Source organism: Oscillospiraceae bacterium (genome assembly GCA_031265355.1).
Classification (GTDB): domain Bacteria; phylum Bacillota; class Clostridia; order Oscillospirales; family UBA929; genus JAIRTA01.
Map to the genome: position 1 here is coordinate 1 of JAISCT010000045.1, position 24669 is coordinate 24669.

23 protein-coding genes are annotated in these 24669 nt (G+C 60.8%); 21 read left to right on the plus strand and 2 right to left on the minus strand.

The genetic code is table 11. The annotated features are described in order from the left end of the window. Nucleotides 1–119 precede the first annotated feature (119 nt). The 19 genes from LBK75_06370 (at nucleotide 120) to LBK75_06460 (ending at nucleotide 20854) form a co-directional block, all read left to right on the plus strand. The gene (locus LBK75_06370; protein ID MDR1157917.1) at nucleotides 120–689 is read left to right on the plus strand and encodes an AraC family transcriptional regulator; all 570 of its coding nucleotides are present in this window, start codon (nucleotides 120–122) and stop codon (nucleotides 687–689) included. Between the two features lie 299 nt (nucleotides 690–988). Next, nucleotides 989–2497, plus strand: coding sequence for a sugar ABC transporter ATP-binding protein (locus LBK75_06375; protein MDR1157918.1), 1509 nt, complete (start codon nucleotides 989–991; stop codon nucleotides 2495–2497). Continuing rightward, nucleotides 2494–3474: an ABC transporter permease gene (locus LBK75_06380; GenBank protein ID MDR1157919.1), complete on the plus strand. Its 981-nt coding sequence runs from the start codon at nucleotides 2494–2496 to the stop codon at nucleotides 3472–3474. Before LBK75_06375 ends, LBK75_06380 begins: the two co-directional genes overlap by 4 nt. Continuing rightward, the gene (locus LBK75_06385) at nucleotides 3471–4571 is read left to right on the plus strand and encodes an ABC transporter permease (GenBank protein ID MDR1157920.1); all 1101 of its coding nucleotides are present in this window, start codon (nucleotides 3471–3473) and stop codon (nucleotides 4569–4571) included. Before LBK75_06380 ends, LBK75_06385 begins: the two co-directional genes overlap by 4 nt. A gap of 45 nt (nucleotides 4572–4616) precedes the next feature. Then, nucleotides 4617–6446 (plus strand): substrate-binding domain-containing protein, encoded by a 1830-nt coding sequence (locus tag LBK75_06390; GenBank protein ID MDR1157921.1) that lies wholly within the window; start codon nucleotides 4617–4619, stop codon nucleotides 6444–6446. A 222-nt stretch (nucleotides 6447–6668) separates the two neighbouring features. Further along, entirely contained in the window at nucleotides 6669–8207 is a 1539-nt protein-coding gene (gene purH / locus LBK75_06395) for a bifunctional phosphoribosylaminoimidazolecarboxamide formyltransferase/IMP cyclohydrolase (GenBank protein MDR1157922.1), read from the plus strand. 82 nt (nucleotides 8208–8289) lie between these two features. Then, nucleotides 8290–9540 (plus strand): phosphoribosylamine--glycine ligase, encoded by a 1251-nt coding sequence (purD, locus tag LBK75_06400; GenBank protein ID MDR1157923.1) that lies wholly within the window; start codon nucleotides 8290–8292, stop codon nucleotides 9538–9540. Nucleotides 9541–9632: 92 nt separating this feature from the next. After that, complete coding sequence (locus tag LBK75_06405) at nucleotides 9633–10424, plus strand: hypothetical protein (protein ID MDR1157924.1); 792 nt, start codon at nucleotides 9633–9635, stop codon at nucleotides 10422–10424. Further along, entirely contained in the window at nucleotides 10388–10570 is a 183-nt protein-coding gene (locus tag LBK75_06410; protein ID MDR1157925.1) for a hypothetical protein, read from the plus strand. The genes LBK75_06405 and LBK75_06410 overlap by 37 nt, the downstream gene beginning before the upstream one ends. 347 nt (nucleotides 10571–10917) lie before the next feature. After that, a complete protein-coding gene (locus tag LBK75_06415; GenBank protein ID MDR1157926.1) occupies nucleotides 10918–11937 on the plus strand; it encodes a DUF1385 domain-containing protein in 1020 nt (339 codons plus the stop codon). 88 nt (nucleotides 11938–12025) lie between these two features. Further along, the gene (prmC, locus tag LBK75_06420) at nucleotides 12026–12925 is read left to right on the plus strand and encodes a peptide chain release factor N(5)-glutamine methyltransferase (protein ID MDR1157927.1); all 900 of its coding nucleotides are present in this window, start codon (nucleotides 12026–12028) and stop codon (nucleotides 12923–12925) included. Nucleotides 12926–12979: 54 nt separating this feature from the next. Next, nucleotides 12980–14110 (plus strand): recombinase RecA, encoded by a 1131-nt coding sequence (gene recA / locus LBK75_06425; protein ID MDR1157928.1) that lies wholly within the window; start codon nucleotides 12980–12982, stop codon nucleotides 14108–14110. A gap of 71 nt (nucleotides 14111–14181) precedes the next feature. Continuing rightward, a complete protein-coding gene (locus LBK75_06430; GenBank protein ID MDR1157929.1) occupies nucleotides 14182–14676 on the plus strand; it encodes a recombination regulator RecX in 495 nt (164 codons plus the stop codon). A 17-nt stretch (nucleotides 14677–14693) separates the two neighbouring features. Next, nucleotides 14694–16007 (plus strand): 30S ribosomal protein S12 methylthiotransferase RimO, encoded by a 1314-nt coding sequence (rimO, locus tag LBK75_06435; GenBank protein ID MDR1157930.1) that lies wholly within the window; start codon nucleotides 14694–14696, stop codon nucleotides 16005–16007. Between the two features lie 71 nt (nucleotides 16008–16078). Further along, nucleotides 16079–16624 (plus strand): CDP-diacylglycerol--glycerol-3-phosphate 3-phosphatidyltransferase, encoded by a 546-nt coding sequence (pgsA, locus tag LBK75_06440; GenBank protein MDR1157931.1) that lies wholly within the window; start codon nucleotides 16079–16081, stop codon nucleotides 16622–16624. 92 nt (nucleotides 16625–16716) lie between these two features. Next, entirely contained in the window at nucleotides 16717–18123 is a 1407-nt protein-coding gene (cysS, locus tag LBK75_06445; protein ID MDR1157932.1) for a cysteine--tRNA ligase, read from the plus strand. 157 nt (nucleotides 18124–18280) lie between these two features. Continuing rightward, complete coding sequence (locus LBK75_06450) at nucleotides 18281–19333, plus strand: inorganic phosphate transporter (protein MDR1157933.1); 1053 nt, start codon at nucleotides 18281–18283, stop codon at nucleotides 19331–19333. Nucleotides 19334–19393: 60 nt separating this feature from the next. After that, complete coding sequence (locus LBK75_06455; GenBank protein ID MDR1157934.1) at nucleotides 19394–20029, plus strand: DUF47 family protein; 636 nt, start codon at nucleotides 19394–19396, stop codon at nucleotides 20027–20029. A 213-nt stretch (nucleotides 20030–20242) separates the two neighbouring features. Beyond that, nucleotides 20243–20854 (plus strand): hypothetical protein, encoded by a 612-nt coding sequence (locus LBK75_06460; protein MDR1157935.1) that lies wholly within the window; start codon nucleotides 20243–20245, stop codon nucleotides 20852–20854. A gap of 13 nt (nucleotides 20855–20867) precedes the next feature. Here LBK75_06460 and LBK75_06465 read toward each other — a convergent pair whose 3' ends face one another. Together LBK75_06465 and LBK75_06470 are read right to left on the minus strand one after the other, a co-directional pair. Then, nucleotides 20868–21488, minus strand: a complete 621-nt coding sequence (locus LBK75_06465; GenBank protein MDR1157936.1) for a single-stranded DNA-binding protein — start codon at nucleotides 21486–21488, stop codon at nucleotides 20868–20870. Between the two features lie 83 nt (nucleotides 21489–21571). Beyond that, nucleotides 21572–22120, minus strand: a complete 549-nt coding sequence (locus LBK75_06470) for a hypothetical protein (protein MDR1157937.1) — start codon at nucleotides 22118–22120, stop codon at nucleotides 21572–21574. 299 nt (nucleotides 22121–22419) lie between these two features. Here LBK75_06470 and LBK75_06475 point away from each other — a divergent pair, with 299 nt between their 5' ends. Both LBK75_06475 and gltA read left to right on the plus strand, forming a co-directional pair. Then, nucleotides 22420–23265, plus strand: a complete 846-nt coding sequence (locus LBK75_06475) for a sulfide/dihydroorotate dehydrogenase-like FAD/NAD-binding protein (GenBank protein ID MDR1157938.1) — start codon at nucleotides 22420–22422, stop codon at nucleotides 23263–23265. Further along, the gene (gltA, locus tag LBK75_06480) at nucleotides 23255–24646 is read left to right on the plus strand and encodes an NADPH-dependent glutamate synthase (protein MDR1157939.1); all 1392 of its coding nucleotides are present in this window, start codon (nucleotides 23255–23257) and stop codon (nucleotides 24644–24646) included. The genes LBK75_06475 and gltA overlap by 11 nt, the downstream gene beginning before the upstream one ends. Nucleotides 24647–24669 lie beyond the last annotated feature (23 nt).

The following is a 24669-nucleotide window of genomic DNA, read 5'->3' on the forward strand; positions in this document are numbered from 1 at the left end:
GGAATAATGCTTCAGCATAAAAAGCCTTACAGTGCGATATTTCAACTGGCTTTAGCCTGAAAATACGACTTTCAGTCGTTTACCATCCCCTGCACTTCAGTGCAGGTGTGGTTGAGTGGATGCACATCAACTGTCAAAACTGCGACTATTACTACGAGAGTCTCTTTCCAGACGGATTCTCTCTCCTCACCCCTGGCATGGATTACGAGATGAAAGAGATGTTTGAAACACTCATCGCATCCTACGACGACACACACCCAGATGCGCTCTGCTTTATGAGCAATCATGTGAGCGGATTGCTGACAAAAATGCTCACATACCGAGACATTCAGAAAAGGCAAGACTCTGAACATCGAGATATTATCGATGCGGTTGTGACCTATATCAAAGAGCACTTTCACCAGCCAATTGACGTGGAGGATATGGCACAGCGAGTCGGTTTGTCCAAGTATTACTTCATCAAACTGTTTCGGGAACGACTGCACACTACGCCCTATCAATACCTGCTGATCCATCGCATCAATGAATCCAAAAAGATGCTGATCTCGACGGAACGTAAGATTTTAGAGATTGCGTTTGCTGTGGGATTCTCCGAGAGCGGACATTTCAGCAGGACATTTCGGCGTGTCACTGGGGTCGCGCCCTGCGAGTATCGGCGGCAGTGGCGCGACCAAAACGAGAGACTGTGAGGAGTGCCGTGTGTCTCCCACCAAGGAAGATGGTGTGTATGCGCGCTTCAACAGTATTTGGCATATATGTTGCTGTAAAAGTAAGAAAGAGGAGAAACACCCCGTTTTTTGGCGTCGATGAGGCGGCGCGCAGCCAAGCGTCGGCATCGGCGCTACATGGAGCAAACAGAGATGACGAGGGAGGTGTGTGTCCGGCGGTGTTTTATTTTCTACATCAAAAGTGTTTACTATTCTCCATTTACTTTTGCGCGAAATACTTTACAATAAAATAGAGAAGAGGAGGAGGTGACTGCGGTAGTATGGCAGCGATAGAGGCGAGAAAGATATGTAAAATATTTCCAGGCGTCAAAGCCCTTTCCGATGTGACACTGTCGGTAGAAAAGGGTGAGGTGCATGCGGTGGTTGGCGAAAACGGCGCGGGTAAGTCGACGCTCATGAAGATTTTGGGCGGACTGTACAGCATGGATAGCGGCCAGATTTTGATCGGCGGCAAGGAGTGCGAGATCAAAAATATCGCGGATTCACTGCGGCATGGCGTCAGCGTTATCTATCAGGAATTGAATCTCATGCCAGCACTGACAGTGGCGGAAAATATTTACATAAGTGGACTGCCGGGCCGGGCGGGCTGCGTCAATTACCGAGAACTGAATCGTCGTACACAGGCGCTGATCGACAGTCTTGGTTTGCAAATTCGGCCGGCAGATTACGTGAGTGCACTGAGTGTTTCCCAGCGTCAGATGGTGGAGATTCTCAAAGCGCTTTCGCACAATTCCGAGATCATCATCATGGACGAACCGACGGCGGCGCTGAACAATCAGGAGGTGGAGACGCTCTACGGCATCATCCGGAGACTCCGCGCCGACGGCAAGACCATCATCTACATATCCCACCGTCTGCGCGAGGTCTTTGACCTGTCCGATCGGGTGACGGTCCTGCGGGACGGCCAGTATATCGGCACCCGCGCCATCGGCGAACTCGACGAGCGCAAACTGGTCGAGATGATGGTGGGCCGCGATATCTCCCAGCTTTACCAATATGCCGTCCATCCGCTGGGCGATACGCTGCTGGCGGTCAAAGATCTGGGCAAGGAGGGGGTCTTCTCCGATGTGTCCTTTACTCTCCGGGCCGGTGAGGTGGTCGGCATGGCCGGGCTGATGGGTTGCGGCCGGGAGGATATCGTCAAAGCCATCTACGGCCTCGTGCGCCACGACACTGGTTCGGTGACCGTGAACGGCGAGACAGCCGACATCCGTCGCCCCACTGACGCCATCAGGAAGGGCATCGGGTTTGTGACTGACGATCGCAAGGACGCCGGTATCTTCGCGCTGATGACCGTCCGAGAGAACATCACCATCAATATCCTGCGCATAATCTCCAAGTTCCGGTTGATCTCCGCCAAAAAGGAACGCGAATTGTTGGCATCGTACACGAAAAGCATGAACATGAGGTACGCAAACGAGATCCAGCGCATCATGAGCCTGTCGGGCGGCAACCAGCAGAAGTTCGTGCTGGCCCGCGCGCTGGCGTCCGGCTGCAAGGTGCTCGTCCTCTGCGAGCCGACCCGCGGCATCGACGTGGGCGCGAAGGCCGAGATCTATCAGCTGCTATCCGGGCTGTCCGAGCAGGGGTACGCCATTTTGGTGATCTCTTCCGAACTGCCGGAGATTATGTCCATCTGTTACCGTACACTGGTGATCTTCCAAGGCCGCGTCACCGGTAACATTCTGCGGGACGAGATGGATGAAAACCTTATCATGCGGTGCGCCACAGGCGGCGAGACTTATTTCAGCGAGGGGGCGGTGTTATGATGAGCAGACGGGCGAACATGTTTTGGCATTGCTGGGAAAAATTCGGAATCTTGGCCATTTTGGTCGTGGCGCTCATCGTCTTCGCCATCCTCACACCCAGCATCCTGGCCGCCGGTAACCTGCTGAACGTACTGGCCCGTTCGGCCATCGTGGGCATCCCCGCGCTGGGCATGACGTTCGCCATCTGTTCGGGTGGCTTCGACCTGTCGGTCGGCAGTATTGTGGGTCTGTCCACCTGTGTCTGGGCCTCTGCCTTGCCCGTGATGGGGCTGTTTCCCGCCACGCTGCTGACGCTTGCCGTGGGCGCCGTCTGCGGTCTGCTCAACGGGCTTGTTATCACCAAGCTGAAAATTGTGACCTTCGTGGCCACCTTGTCTATGAGCATGATCTTCCGGGGCGTCGCGCTGGTCTACACCGACGGTTCCAAGCAGATGCTCAACCGCTCGGAGCACCCCGAGGCCAAGTTCTTCTCCCAGAGCGTGAATGTGTTCGGCCAGCAAATTCAGCTGACGCAGATGCTTTTGCTGGCGGCGGTGTTCACTGTCGGATACTTCCTCTACCGGTACACCCGCTTCGGCGTCCACACCCGCAGCGTCGGCTCCAACGAGGCATCCGCCCGCACCTCGGGCATCCGGGTGGACCGCACACTGATTCTTGTCTTCGTCCTCACCGGCGCGACCGCCGCGCTGTCCTCATTGATCACGGCCTCCCAGCTCATGCAGGGCGCGGCTACATTGGGTGTCGGCTTTGAATTGGAAGTCATCACCGCCGCGATTTTGGGCGGCACCTCATTGGCGGGGGGGCGAGGAAATGTCTGGGGCTCCCTGATGGCCGCCGTTATGCTTACCCTCACGCGCAACGGATTGAATTTGTTGGGACTGCCTGACGAGTACCAGCGGCTGGCCATCGGCATCATTTTGCTGTTGGCCCTGGCCATCAGCGGCATACAGGAGCTCATGAAGGAGGCGCGCACATGAAAAGCCTTGTCAAGAAAATTGATTTCCGTGAGTTGGGCATCTTTTACGCCCTGATTGTCTTGTGGCTCATTTTGTTTGCTGTGGGCGCGCCGGGGTTCCGGCAATTCTCTACTTACCAGTCCATCCTGCAAAAAGCATCTTTTATGGGCATCTGCGGCGTCGGCATGACGCTGTGCATCGCATCCAAGCACTTCGACCAGAGTATCGGGTCCATGTCGGCCTTCCTCGGCTGCACCTTTGTCATGCTGCTGCGGGTCTTCTCCGATCGCCCCCCGCAGGAACAAGTCGGCGTCACGGTTCGTCCGGACGGTGTGGAGTATCTGGGCATCACCTGGGTGGGCATTCTGGCCACTTTTCTCATCATACTGGTGCTGGGCGTGGTGTGCGGCCTGTTCAACGGCGTGCTGGTCGCCAAATTGCGTATCCCAGCTTTTATCGCCACGCTGGGTACCCTCTATGTGCTGCGGGGTTCGGCCTACTTGGTCACCGACAGCCAGCCGTATGTCATCAACCAGCAGATCACCACGGAGCAGTACGCCCTGTTCGATTATCTGGGTACGGGGACCATCTTGTGGCTGCCCTTCTCCTTCTGGGTGATGCTTCTGTGCGCCGCCGTGGGCGGGGTAGTCCTGCGTAAGATGAAATTGGGGCGCGATACGCTGGCCATCGGCAACTCGGTGGAGGCCAGCCGTATCTCCGGAATCAACATCGATAGGACCAAGATTTTGGTGTTTACGCTGCTGGGCGGTTTTGTCGGCATCGCCGCCATCCTTAACACCTGCTATCTGGCCTCGGAGAACGCCGGTATGCTCCAGGGCTTTGAGTTTGACGTCATCACCACCGTCGTGCTGGGCGGCACCGCACTGGCCGGCGGCAAGGGCAACATCTTCAATTCCATGTCGGCGGCGCTGTTCTTCGCGACGCTGACTGTCGGGATGCCGCTCATCGGCATCGGTTCTTACCCACAACGCATCATTCAGGGCGCCATCCTGCTGTTCGCATTTTCTATCAACGAGATTCGCGCCCAAATGGAGAGCCGCCGCGTCAAGGTTGGTGCCCGCCGCGCGGCCGCGCTCAAAGCAGCTTCCCAATCGTGAGCAATTCCATTAATCTATCAAAATTTTGTTAAGGAGAGGTAAAACATGAAAAAACGCATCTTCGCGCTCTTCCTGTGCGCGGCACTGGTCCTCACGCTGGCCGCCTGCGCCACCAACGGTCCCGCCGTCTCGCCCGACGCCAGTACCGACCAACCAAGTGGCGGCGACAAAGGTACCGTCGGTTTCTCGGTCTACGACATGCAATATGAGTTCTTCCAGCTCATGGAGGAGGGTACCCGCACCGAGATCGAGCGGCTGGGCTACCAGTACCAGCTGCACGACCAGAAAAGCGACGAGACCGAAATGGTTACAGGCGCCATCAACCTGATAAACTCGGGCATTCAGGCGCTGATCATCTCCCCCTGCAAGCCGGAGGCGCTCTCCAGCATCGTCGCGGCCGCCAAGGAGAAAAACATCCCGGTCGTCGTGGACGACATCGGCGGCGGTGGCGCCGACTACAACGCCATCGTCATCTCCGACTGTTACCAGGGCGGTCAGCAGGCCGCTGACTACGCCGCCGAATTGCTGACCGGCAAAGAGGGCTCCAAGAATGTCGCCATCATCAAGTGTGAACCGGAGGCCGTCTACGCCATTCGCCGCGGCGAGGGTTTTAAAGCCAATATCACCGCCGCCGGGTACAGTGTGGTGGCCGAAGTCTCCGGCCACTCGAAAAGCGAAGAAGGTTACTCCATCATGCAGGACTTGCTGGCCTCCAATCCGGACATTGTGGCTGTCTTTGCCGAGAATGATCCGATGGCCGTCGGGGCGGCCAACGCTCTGGCCGACGCGGGCCGCAGCGATATCGTCGTCATCGGTTTCAACAACGACCCCGAAGCCGTGGACGCGATGAAGAACGGCATCATGGCCGCAACTGTGGCCCAGTATCCCGGTGAGATGGGTAAATTGACCGTGCAATTGGCCGACAAATTCATCAAAGGCGAGACCGTGACCTATGATAACCCGGACACCCGTGAAATCTTCGCGGAGGTACGGTTGATCAAAGCTGCCGACGTCACCGGCGAGAAGGGTACCATCGGCTTCTCGGTCTACGACATGCAGTATGAATTTTTCCAAATAATGGAAAGAGGAACCCGCGCCGAGATCGAGCGATTGGGATATAAGTACCAGCTGCATGACCAGAAGAGTGATGAAACTGAGATGGTCACGGGGGCCATTAACCTGATAAACTCGGGCATCCAGGCGCTGATCATCTCCCCCTGCAAGCCGGAGGCGCTCTCCAGCATCGTGGCGGCCGCCAAGGAAAAGAACATCCCGGTCGTCGTGGACGACATCGGCGGCGGTGGCGCCGACTACGACGCCATCGTCATATCCAACTGCTATCAGGGCGGTCAGCAGGCCGCCGACTACGCCGCCGAATTGCTGACCGGCAAAGAGGGCTCCAAAAAGGTTGCCATCATCAAGTGTGAACCGGAGGCTGTCTACGCCATCCGCCGCGGCGAGGGCTTCAAGGCCAACATCACCGCCGCCGGGTACAATGTGGTAGCCGAAGTTTCAGGCCACTCCAAGAGCGAAGAAGGCTATTCCATCATGCAGGACCTGTTGGCCTCCAACTCGGACCTTGTGGCTGTCTTTGCCGAGAATGACCCGATGGCCGTCGGAGCGGCCAACGCCCTGGCCGACGCGGGCCGCGACGATATCGTCGTCATCGGCTTTAACAATGACCCAGAGGCCGTGGACGCGATGAAAAACGGCATCATGGCCGCGACTGTGGCCCAGTACCCCGACGAGATGGGCAAGCTGACTGTCCAGCTGGCCGACAAGTTCATAAGTGGTCAGACCGTGACCTACGACGATCCGGCCACCCGCGAGATCTTCGCGGCGGTGAAACTGATCAAAGCGGCCGACGCGCGGTAAATTGCGTACCGTCGGCGCGTCCGCGCGGACGCGCCGACGGTATGTTCCCAGAGATCAATGGAGAACATGACCTCGGGTCTTTTGACGCCCGGGGCATGTTCTTTTTCTTGCTTCTTCTCTCTCTCGTTCCCCGTGTGGTGGGTTGTCAAGCGGGCGCGTTTGTGATATGATATGACACAGAAAGAAATTAGCGAAAACTGACGAATTTGGGGGAAAATTGTTATGAAGCGGCGTGCGTTGTTCAGTGTGTCTGACAAAACAGGCGTGGTGGAACTGGCCCGGCGGATTTCGGCGCTGGGGTATGAGATCGTGTCCACCGGAGGTACCGCAACCGCGCTCCGGGCGGGTGGCATCCCAGTGGTGGGCATCAGCGAGATTACGGGGTTTCCCGAGTGTCTCGACGGCCGGCTGAAGACGCTGCATCCCTTTGTGCACGGCGGTATTCTGGCCATGCGGGACAATCCTGACCATATGGCCCAGCTTGAACTGCTCGGCATCGATCCGATCGACATCGTCGTAATCAATCTCTACCCGTTTAAACAGACGATCCTCAAAGAGGATGTGCAGCTCGCCGAGGCCATCGAAAACATCGACATCGGCGGCCCCACGATGATCCGCTCAGCTGCCAAAAATTGGCAGGATGTGGTGGTCGTCATCGATCCGATCGATTACGACATGGTGGCGGATGCGCTGGAGGAGGGCGGCGTAAGCAGGGAAACGCGGTTTGCGCTGGCCTCCAAAGTGTTTGAACACACGGCGCACTACGACGCGCTCATTGCCGAGTATCTGCGGCACGAGACGGGCCAGCTGTACCCGGAGACGCTGACGCTGACGTTTGAGAAGGAGCAGGCGTTGCGCTACGGAGAAAATCCCAACCAGTCGGCGGCCTTTTATCGGGATGTGGGCCGCTGGGAGGGAACGCTGCCGGCCCTTGAGCAGATCCACGGCAAGGAACTCTCCTACAACAACATAGGCGATCTCAACGGGGCGATCGAGCTCATCCGAGAGTTTGAAGAGCCCTGTGTGGTGGCCGTCAAGCATACGAACCCCTGTGGCGTGGGGCTGGGTCGCACGTTGTTGGAAGCATGGGAAAACGCCTACGCGGCCGATCCCGTGTCCATTTTCGGCGGTATTGTCGCGCTGAACCGCACCTGTGACGCCGAGACGGCCGCGCAGATCCACAAGATCTTCCTTGAGATCGTGGTGGCGCCGGCGTTCACCGACGAGGCGGTGGAGATCTTGAGCGTGAAAAAAAATCTCCGGCTGCTCACATTGGAGCTGATGGGCGACCCTCATATTCCGTTAGACTACGATCTGCGGCGCGTCTCCGGCGGGCTGTTGGTACAGAGCCGGGACGATATTTTGTATGACGAGTCCGTGCCGCGTGTCGTGACCCGCCGCGCGCCCACGAAGGAGGAGATGGCCTCGCTTCATTTTGCCTGGAAGGTGGTCAAATACGTCAAATCCAACGCCATTGTGCTGGTAAACGGCCGCCGTACGGTGGGCATCGGCCCGGGGCAGACGAACCGCGTCACGGCGCTGAGGCTGGCCATCCAATATGCCGGCGAGGCGGCCCGGGGATCTGTGATGGCCTCCGACGCGTTCTTTCCGTTTGAGGATTGCGTACGGGAGGCCGAGAAGGCCGGCGTCAGCGCGATCATCCAGCCGGGCGGTTCGGTGGGCGATCAGAAATCCATCGACGCGGCCGACGAGGCGGGCATCGCGATGCTCTTCACCGGAGTCCGGCATTTTAAACATTGATGAACGTCGATGGTTCAGGTGTCAGAAGTACGTCTGACACCTGAACCATCGTGCCGTTAAAGGCAGGGAGGAGAGGGTGCCCATGAGAGTGCTTGTCGTTGGGTCCGGGGGGCGCGAACATGTTCTGTGCTGGAAGCTCGCGCAGAGCGGCAGCGTCACGAAATTGTACTGCGCGCCGGGCAACGCCGGCATCGCCCGGCTGGCTACGTGCGTGCCGGTGCGCGCCGCCGACGTGGACGGCATCGTCGCGTGGGCCAAGCGGGAAAAGATAGATTTTGTCGTCGTGGCGCCGGACGACCCGCTGGCGCTGGGCTGTGTCGACGCGCTGGAGGCGGCCGGGGTTCCGGCCTTCGGTCCGCGCCGCGCGGCGGCGGAGATCGAAAGTTCTAAGATCTACGCCAAGACGCTGATGCAGAAATACAACATCCCCACGGCGCGGTGGTGCGCCTTCGACCAACCGGACAGGGCGATCGACTACATCCGCGCCCAAGGTGCGCCCATTGTGGTCAAGGCCGACGGGCTGGCTTTGGGCAAGGGCGTCGTCGTCGCACGCACGGAGGACGAGGCGGTGCGCGCCGTGCGGGATATGATGGAGAACAAACGGTTCCGTGAGGCGGGCGCGCGGGTGGTCGTCGAGGAGTGCATGACGGGGCCGGAGGTCACCGTGCTGGCCTTTACCGACGGTAAGACCGTGGTACCCATGCCTTCTTCGCGTGACCACAAGCCCGTGTTTGACGGCAACCAAGGCCCAAACACCGGCGGTATGGGCGCGGTCTCGCCGGCCCCCGGCTACACGCCGGCGCTGGCGGCGCTCTGTGAGGAGACCATCTTCACGCCCACTGTCCGGGCGCTGGCCGCCGAGGGGCGGCCCTTCCAGGGCGTTTTGTATTTTGGCCTGATGCTGACAGAGCAGGGGCCGCGCGTCGTGGAGTACAACGCCCGCTTTGGCGACCCGGAGGCGCAGGCGGTGCTGATGCTGCTGGAGAGCGATCTTCTGGACATCCTGCTGGCCGTGCGCGGCGGCACGCTGGCGTCGGCGGACATCCGCTGGCGGCCGGAGGCCGCCTGTTGCGTCGTTCTGGCGAGCGGCGGCTATCCGGGCGCCTATCCGACGGGGCTGCCGATCACCGGTCTGCCGGACGACACCCCGGAGCGTGTGGTGTTTCACGCAGGCACGGTGCGGCAAGGCACGGACTGTATAACCGCCGGCGGACGCGTATTGGGTGTGACAGCCCGCGCCCCAAGCCCAGAGGAGGCCCGCCGTCTGGCCTACGAGACGGCGGACGCCATCCGCTTCGAAGGCCTCCACATGCGCCGGGACATAGGGCTGTGAAGTTGACTTGAATCGCTGAATCAGCACGATATGGTGTGGTGCTGTAAGAGTTGATTCGGATTTATATATCAAAAAGAAGGGAGGCTGTGAATATGAAAAGATTTTTCAGTTCGATCACTTGTTGCACAATTTTTGGTATTGTTTTCTTCGCCGGATGTACTGTAACAGATGTCTCACCGCAGACATCTGTCAGTGAATTGCCGGAGAGCACTGCTGAGACTACAGGGCATTATCTTGACGCATACTTGCCTTGGCAGATTGAAACCGCCAAGGCGCAGGGGATACGGGATGAGATGCTGCAAAGGAATATGGAAGAGTCCCTGGGGAATCTGGAAAAATTTATGACATCATTAAACGCGCCGCTGCCGCCGCAAAGTGCAAATGATAAAATTTTACTGGACGCTTTACTGGAAGAAAAGTTCAGCTCTCCCTTGGGACTGCGAAGCGAAATGGCTGTTTTGCTAACCGAGCAAAGGGGTGAAATATATTACAGTTATGTCATGTCTGCTACCGTTGAATATGGAGGTTCGTACGTTGTCGCCTGGGAATGGGACGGGGACAATGTTCGTATCTTAGATAGAAAGGCTGATAACCAGCCGCATAGTGCGGTGGTGCAGCCAGCGGTTGAGGAAATAGCGGGCGAACACGTCATCTTTGGCACATTAAGCAATGATGTATGGTATGGGGACGACCGATATCCTGCGCATTGCGGGACATTCAGCGTGACGATGGAAAATGGCGATATCATCACACAGGACGTATCGAATCTGTCCTGTGTGATGGCATTTTTGCCGAAAAATGAAGAATATACATATTGGTCACTGACGGACACAAATGAGGCGTTGATTTGGGACAGCTTGGGAAGCATGTGGCAGGGAAAATGACTTTTGCAAAAACCGCAACAGACCTCATGCTTACCGAGGATGAGTTTCATGCTGAACTTGAAAAAGGCTATGCGGATATTGAAAAAGGCAATGTTCATCCTGCCGGAGAGGCGCTTGCTGCATTGCGCGGTGAGCTTGGGGTTTGATTTTTGAGAGATAAATTTTAGTTTCAAAAGAACACGGATAGACAGTCGGTGTCGAAGTACAGCGAATCAGTCAATCAGTTCGCCCCCTTCATCCGACCCGTCGAGCCCGTCGCTCCGGGCCGCACGGTGCGCGCCTTCGTCTGGGGAGCTGCCCGTATGCCGCTGGCTGTGCCGGCGGTGCGCGGCAGCTGAGGCCGCGCCGCCGTGCGTCGCTGAAATTTTCGTTGCGCTTGTGCGCGCGGTTTGATATAATGAGACAAAATGCCCGCGGGTGCGCCGGGCCGCCGTGTTTCGGCGGCCCGGCGGTCTGCCCCGAACTTGTGAATCAGAAGAGGAACAAAGCCGTGATGACAGAGAACGCAGCCACAGAGAAGAAAGACAGACAGGACAAGCAACGCAAGAAAAAGGACGAGACCTTCCGCACGATGATCGGCGGACAGGCTATCATCGAGGGGATCATGATGCGCGGCCCGGACAAGATCGCCATGGTGGTGCGCGCGCCGGAGGGAATTGTCACGCAGGAGAAAGAGATTGTGCCCTATAAGGACAAACACCCTGTGCTCGGTTGGCCATTTGTGCGCGGCGTGATCGGTTTTGTGGACTCCATGCGGCTCGGGATGAAGGCGCTCATGTGGTCGGCCGAGTACTACCCGGAGGAGGCGCCGGAGGAGGCGCCGGCCAAGGAGCCGTCCCGATTTGCCAGCTGGCTCGACAAAAAGCTGGAGAGCGAGGCGGCTCAGAAGGCAGTACTTACATTTTCTATGGTGCTGGGCGTTGCGCTGGCCGTCGGGATCTTCATGTTGCTGCCCGCTTTTCTGACGGGTCTCATCGGTCGGGACGTGATCGGCGGTGTGTGGCGCAATCTGCTGGAGGGTTTGGTCCGTCTTGTCATCCTGCTCGGGTACTTATTCCTCGTCTCCCGCATGAAGGACATCCAGCGCGTCTTTTCCTACCACGGCGCGGAGCACAAGACCATCGCCTGCTACGAGGCAGGTGCGGAACTCAGTGTAGACAACGTCCGGCGCTACCCCCGTCTGCACCCGCGCTGCGGCACCAGCTTTTTGTTCACGGTGGTTATCATCAGTATCTTCGTATTCTCCGTCATGGTGCCGTTTGACAACATGTGGCTCCGACTGGCCTCGCGGCTTGTGCTGTTGCCCGTCGTAGTCGCCATCAGCTACGAGGCCAACCGGTGGGTGGGGCGGCACGACAATGTCTTCACCCGTGTGATCCGCGCGCCCGGGCTGTGGATGCAGCATCTGACGACGAACGAGCCGGACGACACCATGATCGAGGTGGGGATCGAGGCGTTGCAGCGCGTGCTGCCCAAACAAGCCGGTGACGACGAATGGGGCAAATACAATTGACGATATCCAGACGCCGGACGGCGCGGGGTGTCGCCTGTAAAGATCTGCTTAGCCGTTCTTACATTGATCCCTCTCAGGAGATGAGGCTGTGGCGAGGACCTACAACGATCTGTATCTGGATATGAGACAGCGCTTGCTTGGCAGCGGCGTCGCTATGGCGTCACTGGAGGCGCGGGAGATCATACGTCACGCAACCGGACGGAATCGGGCGGCCCTCGCACGGGACCGTCATTTCTACGTCCCCCCCGAGGCGGAAGCGGCGGCGATGGTCCTGTTGGAGCGCCGGCTGGCCGGCGAGCCGATCGCCTACATCGTCGGCGAGTGGGAGTTCTTTGGGCTGACTTTTGTGGTCAACCCCGACGTGCTCATCCCCCGTGTGGACACAGAAGTGTTGGCGGACGCGGCCATCGCCGCCGCGCGGGCGTGCGGTCCGGGTGCCCGCGTGCTCGATTTGTGCGCCGGCAGCGGCTGTGTGGGCCTTGCCGTGGCGGTGTATGCCGCCGGGTGCCGCGTGGTGCTCGGCGATGTCTCCGATTTGGCGCTCAAAGTGGCGCGCCGCAATGTGCGCCGGCATGATTTGTCGGCCCGGGTGGCCTGTATGAACGTCGACGCACTTGCCTCCGCTCCGGCGTCTCTCGGCGCTTTCGACGTCCTCGTCTGCAACCCGCCCTATGTCCCGGACGAAGAATGGAAAAATTTAGATCATTCGGTGCGCGACTATGAGCCGCGCCTCGCGTTGGAAGGCGGGCCGGACGGCCTGCAATTCTACCGCTCGGTGGTCGCCGGTTGGCGGCCTGCGCTGCGGCGCGGTGGGCGGCTGCTTTTTGAGTGCGGCGTGGGGCAGGCGGAGGCCGTGCGCACTCTTTTGTATCGGGAGGCCTACGGCGGCATCGAAACGTTGCGCGACACGGGCGGCATTGAACGTGTCGTCATGGGTTCGCCCGTGTGGAACGAAGCCATCCGCGAGGGGATCGCGGAAATCGGATAAAGGGCGCCTCGCACGAAACGGTGAGAGGTGTTATAAAGAAAAAGGATGATGAAAATGGCGAATCTGCCCCGTTACGAGGCCCCTGTGGACAACAAAAATTCTGACAACCGCAAAAAAGCGCTGGAGACGGCAATGGAGCAGATCAACCGGCAGCACGGAAAGGGCGCTGTTATGCGTCTGGGCGACAACGCCGGTATGGCCGTCAGCGCCATCCCCACCGGGTCGCTGTCACTCGACCTTGCATTGGGGATCGGCGGCGTCCCGCGGGGGCGGATCGTCGAGATCTATGGGCCGGAGTCCTCCGGCAAGACGACGCTGGCCTTGCACATGATTGCCTCGGCCCAGCGGGGCGGCGGCGAGGCCGCCTTTATCGACGCCGAGCATGCGGTGGATCCGGAGTATGCGCGCGCGCTCGGGGTGGATACGGACAGTCTGCTCATCTCCCAGCCGGACAGCGGCGAGCAGGCGCTTGAGATCTGTGAGGCACTGGTGCGCAGCGGCGCGCTGGACATCGTTGTCATCGACTCGGTGGCGGCGCTTGTCCCGCGGGCGGAACTCGACGGCAACATGGGAGAGGCCGTGGTCGGGCTGCATGCCAGGCTGATGAGCCAGGCGATGCGCAAGTTGGCCGGGGCGCTTTCAAAGACCAACACGGTGGCGGTGTTCATCAACCAGCTCCGCGAAAAGGTCGGCATCACCTACGGCAATCCAGAGGTGACGACCGGCGGCCGCGCGCTGAAATTTTACGCCAGCGTGCGTATCGACGTGCGCAAGGGGCAGACCATCGAAGTGGGCGGAGAACCGGTCGGCAGCCTCACGAACATCAAAGTGGTTAAAAATAAGACCGCGCCCCCGTTTCGATTTTGTACGGTGGAGATCTTATACGGACAGGGCATCTCCCACGCGGGAGAACTGCTGGATCTCGGTGAGCGGTTGGACCTGGTGCAAAAGAGCGGCGCTTGGTATTCTTGCGGGGAGGTCCGGCTGGGGCAGGGGCGAGACAACGCGCGCGCCTATCTCGACGCGCACCCGGAGATGGCGGAGGAGATCGAAGCGGGCATCCGAGACAACGCGCTGTCGCTCGTCATGACAAAGGCGGCCAGCAAGAAGGCTGGCCGCGCGCTGACACCGGCAGGCAAGGGCGTCAAAGTGTCGGTCGACGACGAGAGTGACGGGGAGGATTGACTTCATATCCCATAAAATGTAAGATAAAGAAGAAGCAATTGAACCATTGATGGAGAAAGAGGTGCGTTCGGGTGTGTGAATCTCCCCCTGTGAGGCTTGCGGTCGATCGACAGAACACGTCCGTACGAGAGGCGGCGCTGCGGCTGCTTGGCCGCCGGGCTTATGGCGCGCGGGAGCTGTTTGGCAGGCTGGTGGAGCGGGGATTCTCCGAAAAGCGCGCGCGTGAGGCGGTTGAGTGGCTGCTCTCGCTCGGATACCTGGACGACAGCCGGTATGCCGAGGCGCTGGTGCAGTCGTACACCGCGCGGAGTTGCGGCCCTCATCGGATCCGGCGGGAACTGCATCGCCGGGGGGTGGACACGGAGACGGCCGAGGCCGCGCTGATGCAGGCGCCGCCGCCTGAAGGGGTGATCGACGCCTTTTTGGCGCGTCTGCCGTTGGATGGGCCGCTCGATGACAGCCAGCGGCGGTGGGCCGCCAACGCGCTCTACCGCAAGGGGTTTGATTGGGACGACATTCATGCGGGGCTGCTGCGGCTGGCGGACGAAGGGGAGAGACTGTCTTGAACGGGCCCAAAGTCGCCATGGTGTCGCTCGGATGTGCGAAAAACCTGGTCAGCAGTGAACAGATGCTGTGGTTGCTCTCCGACATGGGCTGTCGCATCGTGCCGGAACCGTCTGGCGCCGATGCAGTGGTGGTCAACACCTGCGGGTTCATTGAGAGCGCAAAGCGGGAGGCCATCGAGACGATTTTGGAGATGGCGGCGCTCAAGAGCGCAGGCAAGCTGGGAAAAATTTTGGTGGCGGGCTGTTTGGTTGAGAGGTACCGCGGCGAAGTGCAAGATGAACTGCCGGAGGTGGACGGTCTTCTCGGCTGCGGCAGTTTCCACGAGATCCGGGAAGTATTGTTCGAGGCGCTTCAGGGCAAAACGCCAGCGCGCTTCGGCGCGCTGGCCGAGGAACCGCTGGATACGCCGCGGCTCGTGACGACGCCGATTCACACCGCCTACCTCAAGGTGGCTGAGGGTTGCGACAACCACTGTGCGTACTGCGTCATCCCGTCGTTGCGCGGTCCGTTTCGCAGCCGTCCGATGGAATCGCTCCTTGAGGAGGCGCGGCGGTTGGCGGCGCGCGGCGCCAAGGAACTCATCCTGATCGCGCAGGATACGACGCGCTACGGTCTCGATCTGTATGGCGAACGCCGGCTGCCGGCGCTGCTGGATGAGCTGTGTCGCATCGAACCGCTGCACTGGCTGCGGTTGCACTACCTTTACCCGGACGCGATAGACGACGCCCTGATCGAGCGGATCGCCCGGGAGGAGAAGATCGTAAAGTACCTGGACATCCCACTCCAGCACATCAGCGACAAACTGCTCACGGCGATGAACCGTCGGGGCACGCGGCGCGATATCGAGGCGCTGATCGGGACACTGCGCGCGCGCATTCCGGACCTTGTGCTGCGTACATCCTTGATCGTCGGCCTGCCCGGCGAAAGCGAGGATGAATTTGAGGAGCTGTGCGTCTTTTTGCGCGCGGTCCGGATGGAGCGGGTGGGCGTATTCCCTTATTCGGCGGAGGAGGGCACGCCGGCGGCCGGGATGCCGGACCAAGTGCCCGAAGAGGTCAAAAAACGCCGCGCCGAGGTGGTAACGGAGATACAGACGGAGATCATGGACGACTTCAACGCCGCGCTGCAGGGACGTATTCTCACAGTGCTCACGGAGGGATATGACCGCTACGCGGGCTGCCACATCGGCCGCTCCTGGGCCGACAGCCCGGATGTGGACGGCAAAGTGTACTTCACGGCCCGCGGCCGGGTGCCCGAGGGGGAGATGGTCCGGGTGCGCATCACCGGTACGCTGGAAGGGGACCTTTTCGGGAAGGCCCGCGGCGTCTGAATCGACGTCCGTCGTTCGGGCGCCGTACAGTGCCGTCTCCGGTTGACTTTCGACGAAGGGACTGACAAGCCTTGACTGTCGCCAGCAGCATCACTTTGGCGCGTATCGCCCTGATCCCTGTGTTCATGTGGGCTATGATAAATCCCTTCCCTTACGCCGGCCTTCTTGCGCTGATCATTTTCATGGTGGCGAGCCTCACCGATGCGGTCGACGGGTACATCGCCCGGCGTATGAACCAAGTGACCAATTTTGGAAAGTTTGTGGATCCGCTGGCCGACAAGCTGCTGGTGACATCGGCGCTGCTCATGTTTGTGCAGCGGGGCGAGATGTCGGCCTGGGTGGCTATGATCATCGTGGCGCGGGAGTTTCTCGTCACCTCGCTGCGTATGGTGGCCGTGGCCGAGGGGCGCGTCATCGCGGCCGGCTGGGCCGGGAAGATCAAAACCGTAGTGCAGATCCTCTGCATCGCCTTCCTGCTGACGGGCGAGGGCGTGGTAGAAATTTGGTCGGGGGTCACACTGGGCGCCGTGGCCGTGTGGCTGATGGCGGCCGCGGCCATCTGGTCGGGGGCCGTGTACATCGTGCGACACCGCGATGTATTGAAGAGCGCCCGGTAGGCGTGTATGACGCACAAAGTGGGGGCAGGTGCGAATCCGAGCCCGCAAAGACGGCGCCGCAGCGCCAAAGGGGGAGCACAGGGGGAATGCAGATGGAGATCTATAATACGCTGACCCGCCGCAAAGAGACGTTTGTCCCGCTTATACCCGGCCGCGTTTTGATGTACTGCTGCGGCCCTACGGTGTACAATCGGATCCATGTGGGCAACGCCCGGCCGCTCATCGTGTTCGATGTGTTGCGCCGTCATCTGGAAAAAAAGGGATACCTGGTGACGTTCACGCAGAATTTCACCGACATCGACGACAAGGTCATCGGCAAAGCGCTGGCGGAGGGCGTTTCGTACGACGAAATCGCCGCACGCTATATTGAGGAGTACAAAGCGGATGCCCACGGGCTTGGCGTCCGTGACCCGGACATCGCGCCCCGCGCCACCGACAGCATGGACGCCATCTTGGCGCTCATCGGCCGACTGGTCGAGAAAGGGTATGCCTATCGGACGCCGGACGGCGTGTACTTCCGCGTAAATAATTTTCCAGAATATGGAAAATTATCCCAGCAGTCACTGGAGGATCTCTCCGCCGGCGCGCGGGTGGGGGTGGACGAGAGCAAGGAAAGTCCGTTCGATTTTGCGCTGTGGAAGGCGGTCAAGCCGGGAGAACCGTCATGGCCCTCCCCCTGGGGGCCGGGCCGTCCCGGCTGGCACATCGAGTGCTCGGCCATGTCGGCGGCGTACCTCGGGGAGACGATCGACATCCATTGCGGCGGGCAGGACCTTATCTTCCCTCACCACGAGAACGAGATTGCCCAGTCGGAGGCCGCCTATGGCGTCCCGCTGGCCCGCTACTGGATGCACAACGGATTTTTGAGCATCGACAATAAAAAGATGTCCAAGTCGCTGGGCAACTTCTTTACCGTGCGCGACGCGGCGGCGGTCTACGGCTACGAGACGATTCGCCTGTTCATGCTCTCCGCGCACTACCGCAACCCGCTGAACTACTCCACGGAGTCACTGGAGCAAAACAAGGCGGCGCTTGTACGGCTGCACACCACGAACGACCATCTCATCTTCCTCGTCAAGCAGTCCCGCGAGGAGGCGATGACCCACGAGGAGGCCGGATTCGCCGAGCGCGTGCAGGGCTATGCCGCTCGGTTTGAGCGCGCGTTGGACGACGATCTCAACACGGCCGACGCCGTCGGCGTCCTCTTTGAGGCGGTGCGTGAGATCAACATCCGCACAGCCGGGCAGACCTCCCGTGCTCTGGCGGCGGCCCTCGCCGAGACGTTGCGAGGGATGACCGATGTGCTCGGTCTCTTGGCGTCCGAGGAAGAGGAGACGCTGCTGGACGCCGGTGTCGAGGAGATGATCCGGGCGCGGCAGGAGGCTCGGGTGTCCAAAAATTTTGTCGAGGCCGATCGCATCCGCGATGAACTGCGGGCGCGGGGTATTTTGCTTGAGGATACGCCTCAGGGCGTCAAATGGAAGCGAGACCGAGGTTGAGGCCGGCCGTATTTTTCGTGACATTGGCGGCGAAATATGGTATGGTGACAAGGAAGAGTCCTGTCGGACAGAACCGCCGCGTCTGCGGGACGGGCAAGCCCGGTCACGGACCGGTCCAATCTGTACCGGCGCAGCCCGCGACGGAAGGGAGACGCTCATGAGCATCGAGATCGGCGATTTTCTCTCCCAGCTGACCAGCAACCCCATGGTGGCTGTGACGGCCCTGCTGACGATGGGGGTCATCCTTGTCAACGGGTGGACGGACGCGCCCAACGCAATTGCCACCTGTATCTCCACGCGGGCGATGAAGGCGTCCTCCGCCATCGCGATGGCGGCCGTGTGCAATTTCTTCGGTGTGCTGCTCATGACCCTTGTGAACTCCCAGGTGGCGATGACTCTCTACCACATGGTCGATTTTGGCGCCAATTCGTCGGAAGCCTCCGTGGCGCTGTGCGCGGCGCTGTTCGCGATCGTCGTCTGGGCGACGGTCGCCTGGAAATTCGGCATCCCGACAAGCGAGAGTCACGCGCTGATCGCCGGTCTCTCCGGCGCGGCCATCGCGCTACACGGCAGTTTGGAGGGGATCAACCCGGAGGAATGGATCAAAGTCGTCTACGGGCTGCTGCTGTCCACGATCCTCGGCTTCGGGTCCGGGTTTGGCGCAGTCCGGCTGATTGAGCGCATTTGCCGCCCGATGGACCGTCAGAAGACAGTCGGCTTTTTCAAACGGGCGCAGGTCTTTGGGGGTGCGTCTATGGCGTTTATGCACGGCGCGCAGGACGGGCAAAAGTTTATGAGCGTCTTTATGCTCGGGATTTTCCTTGTAAACGGCTCCAGCCATGTGACGGATTTCTCCATCCCCATATGGCTCATGCTGCTGTGTTCGGCCGTCATGGGGCTCGGTACCTCGGTCGGGGGGTACCGCATCATCAAAGCGGTCGGACTCGACATGGTAAAGCTGCAGACCTACCAGGGTTTCTCCGCCGACCTCGCCGCCGCCGGTTGTTTGCTCTTCTCTTCGCTGACGGGCATTCCTGTCAGCACGACGCACACAAAAACCACGGCTATCATGGGTGTGGGCGCGTCCAAACGGCTCTCCGCCGTCAACTGGAGCATCGTGCGGGAGATGGTGCTGGCCTGGGTTCTCACCTTCCCCGGCTGCGGGTTGCTGGGGTATATTATGACCAAGTTTTTTATGTATCTCTTCTGAGCGGCGCCGGCGCCCGCCGTGGGGCGCGGACATCCGCCAGGGACCGAAAGGAGACAAGGCATGGGAAAAGTACGGGGAGAAAAATTCGATTACTTCGCCTACTTTTACGCCTGCGGCTGCGCCGCACTGGAGGCCGCCACGTACCTGCATGAGACGTTTTCATCCTTCGACCCCGCCGCGCTGGCCCGGCAGGTGGACGAGCTGCACAAGATCGAAAACGATGCGGACGGCTTAAAGCACGATATGTTGCGGCATCTGGCGCACGAGTTCATGACGCCGATCGAACTGGAGGACATCATCTCGCTCTCGCAAGATCTCGACAATGTGGTGGATTCTATCGACGATGTGATGCAGCGTGTGAATATGTACGCGGCCAACATCCGGACGCTGCGCCCGGATGTGCTGTCTTTCACGTCGCTCATCGTGCGCTGCTGCCAGGCGCTGGAGACGGCGCTGAAAGAGTTCAAACATTTCCGCAAGTCGAAGACCATTATCTCCCTGCTGATTGAGATCAATACCATTGAGAGCGATGGGGACGCGCTCTTCGCGAAGAGCATGAAGCAGCTCTACACCGAGGACGCAGACATGCGTCACGTCATCATCTGGACCAACATCTTCGAGTGTCTTGAGAGCTGCCTTGATTTCTGCGAGGACGTGGCCGACATCATCGAAGGCGTGATCATGAAAAACACCTGACGCCGCCGCCCGCGGCGAGAGGCGCAACGGGACCGGACCCCAAAAACGGACGGCTCTGCGCCGTCCGTTTTGTCCGCAGCGAGGGGCTGCGGCCCGTCTCGCTGAAAAAGACGATCCCGGCGCTCTACGAGGCCTTTGCGGTGCAGATGCATCCGCCCGCCGGTTGATCATCCGGCACGGCGCCGGGCATCAGGCGCTGTGAGAGGTGCGCAGATGAACATTTCAATCTTGTCTCCAAAGCTGCTCTCGGTGACGGCGCCCGACGCCGTGTACATGGGCGGTTCGCAGGAGTGGTACGAGGGGGCCTGGCAGCGGCGGGCCGGCTGCGGACCGACTGTCGCTTCGGGCCTCGTGTGGTATCTGGTCCGCTCGCGCCCGCGCCTCGCGCCGCTGTGTGACGTGGGGGACGCCGGACAGGTACGTTTTTTGGCGCTGATGCGTGATATGTTCGATTGCGTCACGCCGGGAAGCCAGGGTGTGAACACCGCCCGGCTCTTTTCGGACGGCGTGCGGCGCTATGGGGCGGCGCGCGGCGTGCCGCTCGCCGTGCGGACGCTTGAGATCCACCGGCGCGGCCCGGGCGCGTTGCGCGACTTCGCGGCGCGTTGTCTGCGTGACGATTTGCCAATGGGTTTTTTAAACCTCTCAAACGGCGCGCTGCGCAACCTAGACAGTTGGCACTGGGTGCTCCTGTCGGCCTTGGAGACGGAGACGCTGACCGCCGAGATCTGCGACCAGGGACACGTGAAAGAGATCGACATGGCGATGTGGATGCGGACCACGCTCCTTGGCGGCGCGCTGGTTGCCTTGGAGGCGGAGGCCTGAGCCGGCGCGCGTCTTACGGCGCCGCGGACTCCGGCAACAGAGTGCTCACCGATACTTCAAAAGCGACGCGCCGGACCTGGGTGTCGTCATCAAGCACCTTTATGTAGGTTCGGCTTTGGATGCGCCCCTCAAGAGCCAGACGGGTTCCCACCCGGCGGCCGGCGCATTGGCGCGCGCCCGCGCCCCAGGCGATGCAAGGCAGATAATCGGACCGCCCATAGGAGCGGCCGACTGCCAGAATGAGGTCGCAGATCTCGCGCCCAAGCGGCGTTTTGCGATAGATCGGCGTTTTGCAGAGTGCGCCCGACAGGAAGACTTTGTTTTCGTGGGCGTCGTGGCTCGGCGACAGCGTGTGCGCCAGCACCGTAATGACCAGTTTGCTGCCGATGCCCGTTCTGTTGTTAAAAGAGCGCAGGGACCCTTCCGCCGCGAGGAAACGCCCCGGCGTGCAATCGCAGGCGTGTAGCGTCTCTCGGCTGACCAGTACGCGGACGACGTCGCGCGTGCCGGACAGTCGCTGGATGCCGAGCGTCAGCAGAAAATAGGAGCGGCCGTGACTTTCGTGTGAGAAAATCGGGGGGGACTCAACGAATCCCCGGAGGTACACGCTGTTGTGGGTCGTCTGTGTGGACATGGCAGGACACTCCCGTACAGAAGTTCATTTTGTGTTTTCAGAGGCCCGGTTTTGTGAGGCGCGGTGCGTCCGGCGGCTTTTTCTCATATATATGCGGCGCCCTGCGCGGCTATGCCGGCGCCGCGCCGCGCGAACAGCGGCGGCAGTCGGGCCGGCGCCACCCCCGCCGCGAGGAGCGTTCCCACGCAGGCGAGGCACTGCCAGAGTTCCAGGCGCGGCGGGCGTCGCAGCGTGATCTCCTGCCGGTCGACGCGCCGCCCTGTGACGTCGACAATCTCGCGTTGGACGGCCAGGGCCAGACGATCGTCCGCCGCGCTGGACAGTGTGAGCGTGTCCCGCGCGGACAGTCCGTAAGTGATTACCTCACCGGCCCGTATCCGCCAAGCGCCCGCGTCCGTGCCGGGCAAAATCGCGATACGACTCTCAAAGCCTCTGTCCGTGCGAAAGCCGGGGACGGCGACCAGTGCGTCCGCACGGTAGTATGCGCCGTCCGGGTGCGGCCGGAGGGCGCGGCGTCCGGGCAGAAGAGCCACGGCCCGCCCCGCGGCGGCCTGTGCCAGCATCCGGCGCAACGCGTGCCGGATAGGGCAGACGCCGGGTTCTAAAATACCCACGGTCCATATGGGTTTCATGTGAACTCCTCCTTTGGCGCGCGGGGCGTTTCGCCGGCGGGACATCCGGTCGCGCGGCCGTTATCTATTCGCTGTGATTCGGGCGTGCCCGTGTGTAGTGTGCGCCGTTTTTGTGTTCCGATGCACGCGCCGTGCGCGCATCGCGCGGTAAAATTTTATCCCGGCGGGCGTGCAATATGGGTCATAGGACCTTGCGAATCGAGAGAGTTTTCTATATAATAATGTTTTGGATCCACGACATAGATATTTAGGGGCATCCGGTCGCGGGTTTTTGATTGGGATATACGGAGGTATGTGTCATGTATCGGATTGTCGAGGCGCAGCGGTACAACCCGCAGGTCAAACGGTTGACCGTTGAGGCGCCCAGGGTGGCCCGGCGCGCGCGGCCGGGCCAGTTTGTCATGGTGCGCGTGGACGAGCGCGGCGAGCGCATACCCTTGACCATCGCGGACAGTGACGCCGCTTCGGGCTGTGTCACTGTCATCTTTCAAGAGGTGGGCTGCTCCACCGCGATGTTGGGGGCTCTGGAGGCGGGCGACACCATCGCCGACGTCGTCGGACCGCTCGGCGTCCCCTCGCATCTGGAGGGGCTGGGACGCGTGTGTGTGGTCGGCGGCGGGCTCGGCTGCGCCATCGCCTATCCGCAGGCCAAGGCGCTGTTTGGTATGGGTGCCCACGTCGACATCGTCGCCGGATTTCGCAGTGCGTCGCTGATCTTCTTGGAGGAGGAAATGCGCGCCGTCTCGCACAAACTCACGGTCTGTACGGACGACGGCTCCAACGGGTGCAAAGGACTTGTCACCGACATCTTGAAGGCCGCTTTGGAGGAGACCGTTTACGATGCGGTCATCGCCATCGGGCCGCTGGTAATGATGAAGTTTGTCTGCCTGACCACCAAGCCGTATGCCGTTCCCACGATTGTCAGCATGAACCCGATCATGGTGGACGGTACCGGCATGTGCGGCTGCTGCCGCGTGACAGTGGGCGGAGAAGTCAAATTTGCCTGCGTGGACGGGCCGGATTTCGACGGCCATTTGGTGGATTTTGACGAGGCCATGCGGCGCAACACGATCTACCGGACACAGGAACAGCGGAGCCTGCAAGAACACATCTGCCGAGGGGAGGAACGGCTCCATGCTCAATAAGTCGACGACAAAAACGCCCATGCCGGAACAGGAGCCGGCGTTGCGCGCCCGCAACTTTGAAGAGGTGGCGTTTGGCTACACACAGGCGCAGGCCAAGCGGGAGGCGGAGCGCTGTCTGCGCTGCAAGAACAAGCCCTGCGTGTCCGGCTGTCCCGTCGGGGTCGATATTCCCTCCTTTGTGGGGTCCCTGGCCGAGGGGGATACGGCCGCCGCGGCCGATGTGATCCGACGCGCCAATGCGCTGCCCGCTGTCTGCGGTCGGGTGTGCCCCCAAGAGACACAGTGCGAGCAGTTCTGTGTGCGAGGCCGAAACGGCGAACCGGTGGCCATCGGCCGGCTGGAGCGCTACACCGCCGATTGGGCCATGGAATACGGCGAGGACGAATCCCCCACCGACCCAAACGGTGTCCGTGTGGCGGTGGTCGGCTCGGGTCCGGCGGGGCTCACCTGTGCCGGCGCGCTTGCGCGCCTCGGTTGTGCGGTGACGGTTTTTGAGGCATTCCATAAGCCGGGCGGCGTGTTGGTGTACGGGATTCCCGAATTTCGTCTGCCAAAGGCCATTGTGGCCCGCGAGATTGCCCAATTGGAGGCGCGGGGCGTCGCCATCGAGACAAACTGCGTCGTGGGGCGCACGGTGACGGTGGACGAGCTCCTGACCGAGGGGTATCGGGCCGTGTTTGTGGGCTCCGGGGCCGGGCTGCCCACATTCATGGGTATCCCGGGGGAAAATTTAAATGGAGTCTATTCGGCCAACGAATTTTTGACGCGCGTCAACCTGATGCGCGCCTTTGAAAAAGGAGCGCAGACCCCTATTCAGCCGGTGCGCCGCGTCGCCGTAGTCGGCGGGGGCAACGTCGCGATGGATGCTGCGCGCTGCGCGTTGCGCCTCGGCGCCGAATTGGTGAGCATTGTGTACCGCCGCGGCGAACAGGAGATGCCGGCCCGGGCGGAGGAGATTCACCATGCCCGGGAGGAGGGCATTGCGTTTCATCTGCTCGTAAACCCGGTGTCGCTCGTCGGAGATGAACAGGGCTGGGTACGGGAGATAGTCTGTGTGGAGATGGAACTCAGTGAACCGGACGAGAGCGGTCGCCGCCGGCCTGTGCCCAAGGAGGGCAGCCGAGTGACGCTCCCGGTGGACGCCGTCGTCATGGCGATCGGTTCGTCGCCGAACCCCCTGATCCGGCAGACGACGCCCGACTTGGCCGCCAACCGGTGGGGCTGCCTTGTGGCCGACGAGACAACGGGCCGTACCGCGAAGCGCGGTGTCTACGCCGGCGGTGACGCAGTGACAGGCGCGGCCACCGTCATTCTGGCGATGGGCGCCGGCCAGGCCGCCGCCCGCGCGATCTACGAGGACGTCACAAGCGGACGTATCTGAACAAATTCTTGCCGACCGCGCTG

Excerpts from the sequence above, each read along its gene's own strand:
- LBK75_06370 (MDR1157917.1), top strand. The coding sequence starts at position 120 with ATGCACATCAACTGTCAAAACTGCGACTATTACTACGAGAGTCTCTTT.
- LBK75_06375 (MDR1157918.1), top strand. The coding sequence starts at position 989 with ATGGCAGCGATAGAGGCGAGAAAGATATGTAAAATATTTCCAGGCGTC.
- LBK75_06380 (MDR1157919.1), top strand. The coding sequence starts at position 2,494 with ATGATGAGCAGACGGGCGAACATGTTTTGGCATTGCTGGGAAAAATTC.
- LBK75_06385 (MDR1157920.1), top strand. The coding sequence starts at position 3,471 with ATGAAAAGCCTTGTCAAGAAAATTGATTTCCGTGAGTTGGGCATCTTT.
- LBK75_06390 (MDR1157921.1), top strand. The coding sequence starts at position 4,617 with ATGAAAAAACGCATCTTCGCGCTCTTCCTGTGCGCGGCACTGGTCCTC.
- purH (MDR1157922.1), top strand. The coding sequence starts at position 6,669 with ATGAAGCGGCGTGCGTTGTTCAGTGTGTCTGACAAAACAGGCGTGGTG.
- purD (MDR1157923.1), top strand. The coding sequence starts at position 8,290 with ATGAGAGTGCTTGTCGTTGGGTCCGGGGGGCGCGAACATGTTCTGTGC.
- LBK75_06405 (MDR1157924.1), top strand. The coding sequence starts at position 9,633 with ATGAAAAGATTTTTCAGTTCGATCACTTGTTGCACAATTTTTGGTATT.
- LBK75_06415 (MDR1157926.1), top strand. The coding sequence starts at position 10,918 with ATGACAGAGAACGCAGCCACAGAGAAGAAAGACAGACAGGACAAGCAA.
- recA (MDR1157928.1), top strand. The coding sequence starts at position 12,980 with ATGGCGAATCTGCCCCGTTACGAGGCCCCTGTGGACAACAAAAATTCT.
- rimO (MDR1157930.1), top strand. The coding sequence starts at position 14,694 with ATGGTGTCGCTCGGATGTGCGAAAAACCTGGTCAGCAGTGAACAGATG.
- cysS (MDR1157932.1), top strand. The coding sequence starts at position 16,717 with ATGGAGATCTATAATACGCTGACCCGCCGCAAAGAGACGTTTGTCCCG.
- LBK75_06450 (MDR1157933.1), top strand. The coding sequence starts at position 18,281 with ATGAGCATCGAGATCGGCGATTTTCTCTCCCAGCTGACCAGCAACCCC.
- LBK75_06455 (MDR1157934.1), top strand. The coding sequence starts at position 19,394 with ATGGGAAAAGTACGGGGAGAAAAATTCGATTACTTCGCCTACTTTTAC.
- LBK75_06460 (MDR1157935.1), top strand. The coding sequence starts at position 20,243 with ATGAACATTTCAATCTTGTCTCCAAAGCTGCTCTCGGTGACGGCGCCC.
- LBK75_06465 (MDR1157936.1), bottom strand. The coding sequence starts at position 21,488 with ATGTCCACACAGACGACCCACAACAGCGTGTACCTCCGGGGATTCGTT.
- LBK75_06470 (MDR1157937.1), bottom strand. The coding sequence starts at position 22,120 with ATGAAACCCATATGGACCGTGGGTATTTTAGAACCCGGCGTCTGCCCT.
- LBK75_06475 (MDR1157938.1), top strand. The coding sequence starts at position 22,420 with ATGTATCGGATTGTCGAGGCGCAGCGGTACAACCCGCAGGTCAAACGG.
- gltA (MDR1157939.1), top strand. The coding sequence starts at position 23,255 with ATGCTCAATAAGTCGACGACAAAAACGCCCATGCCGGAACAGGAGCCG.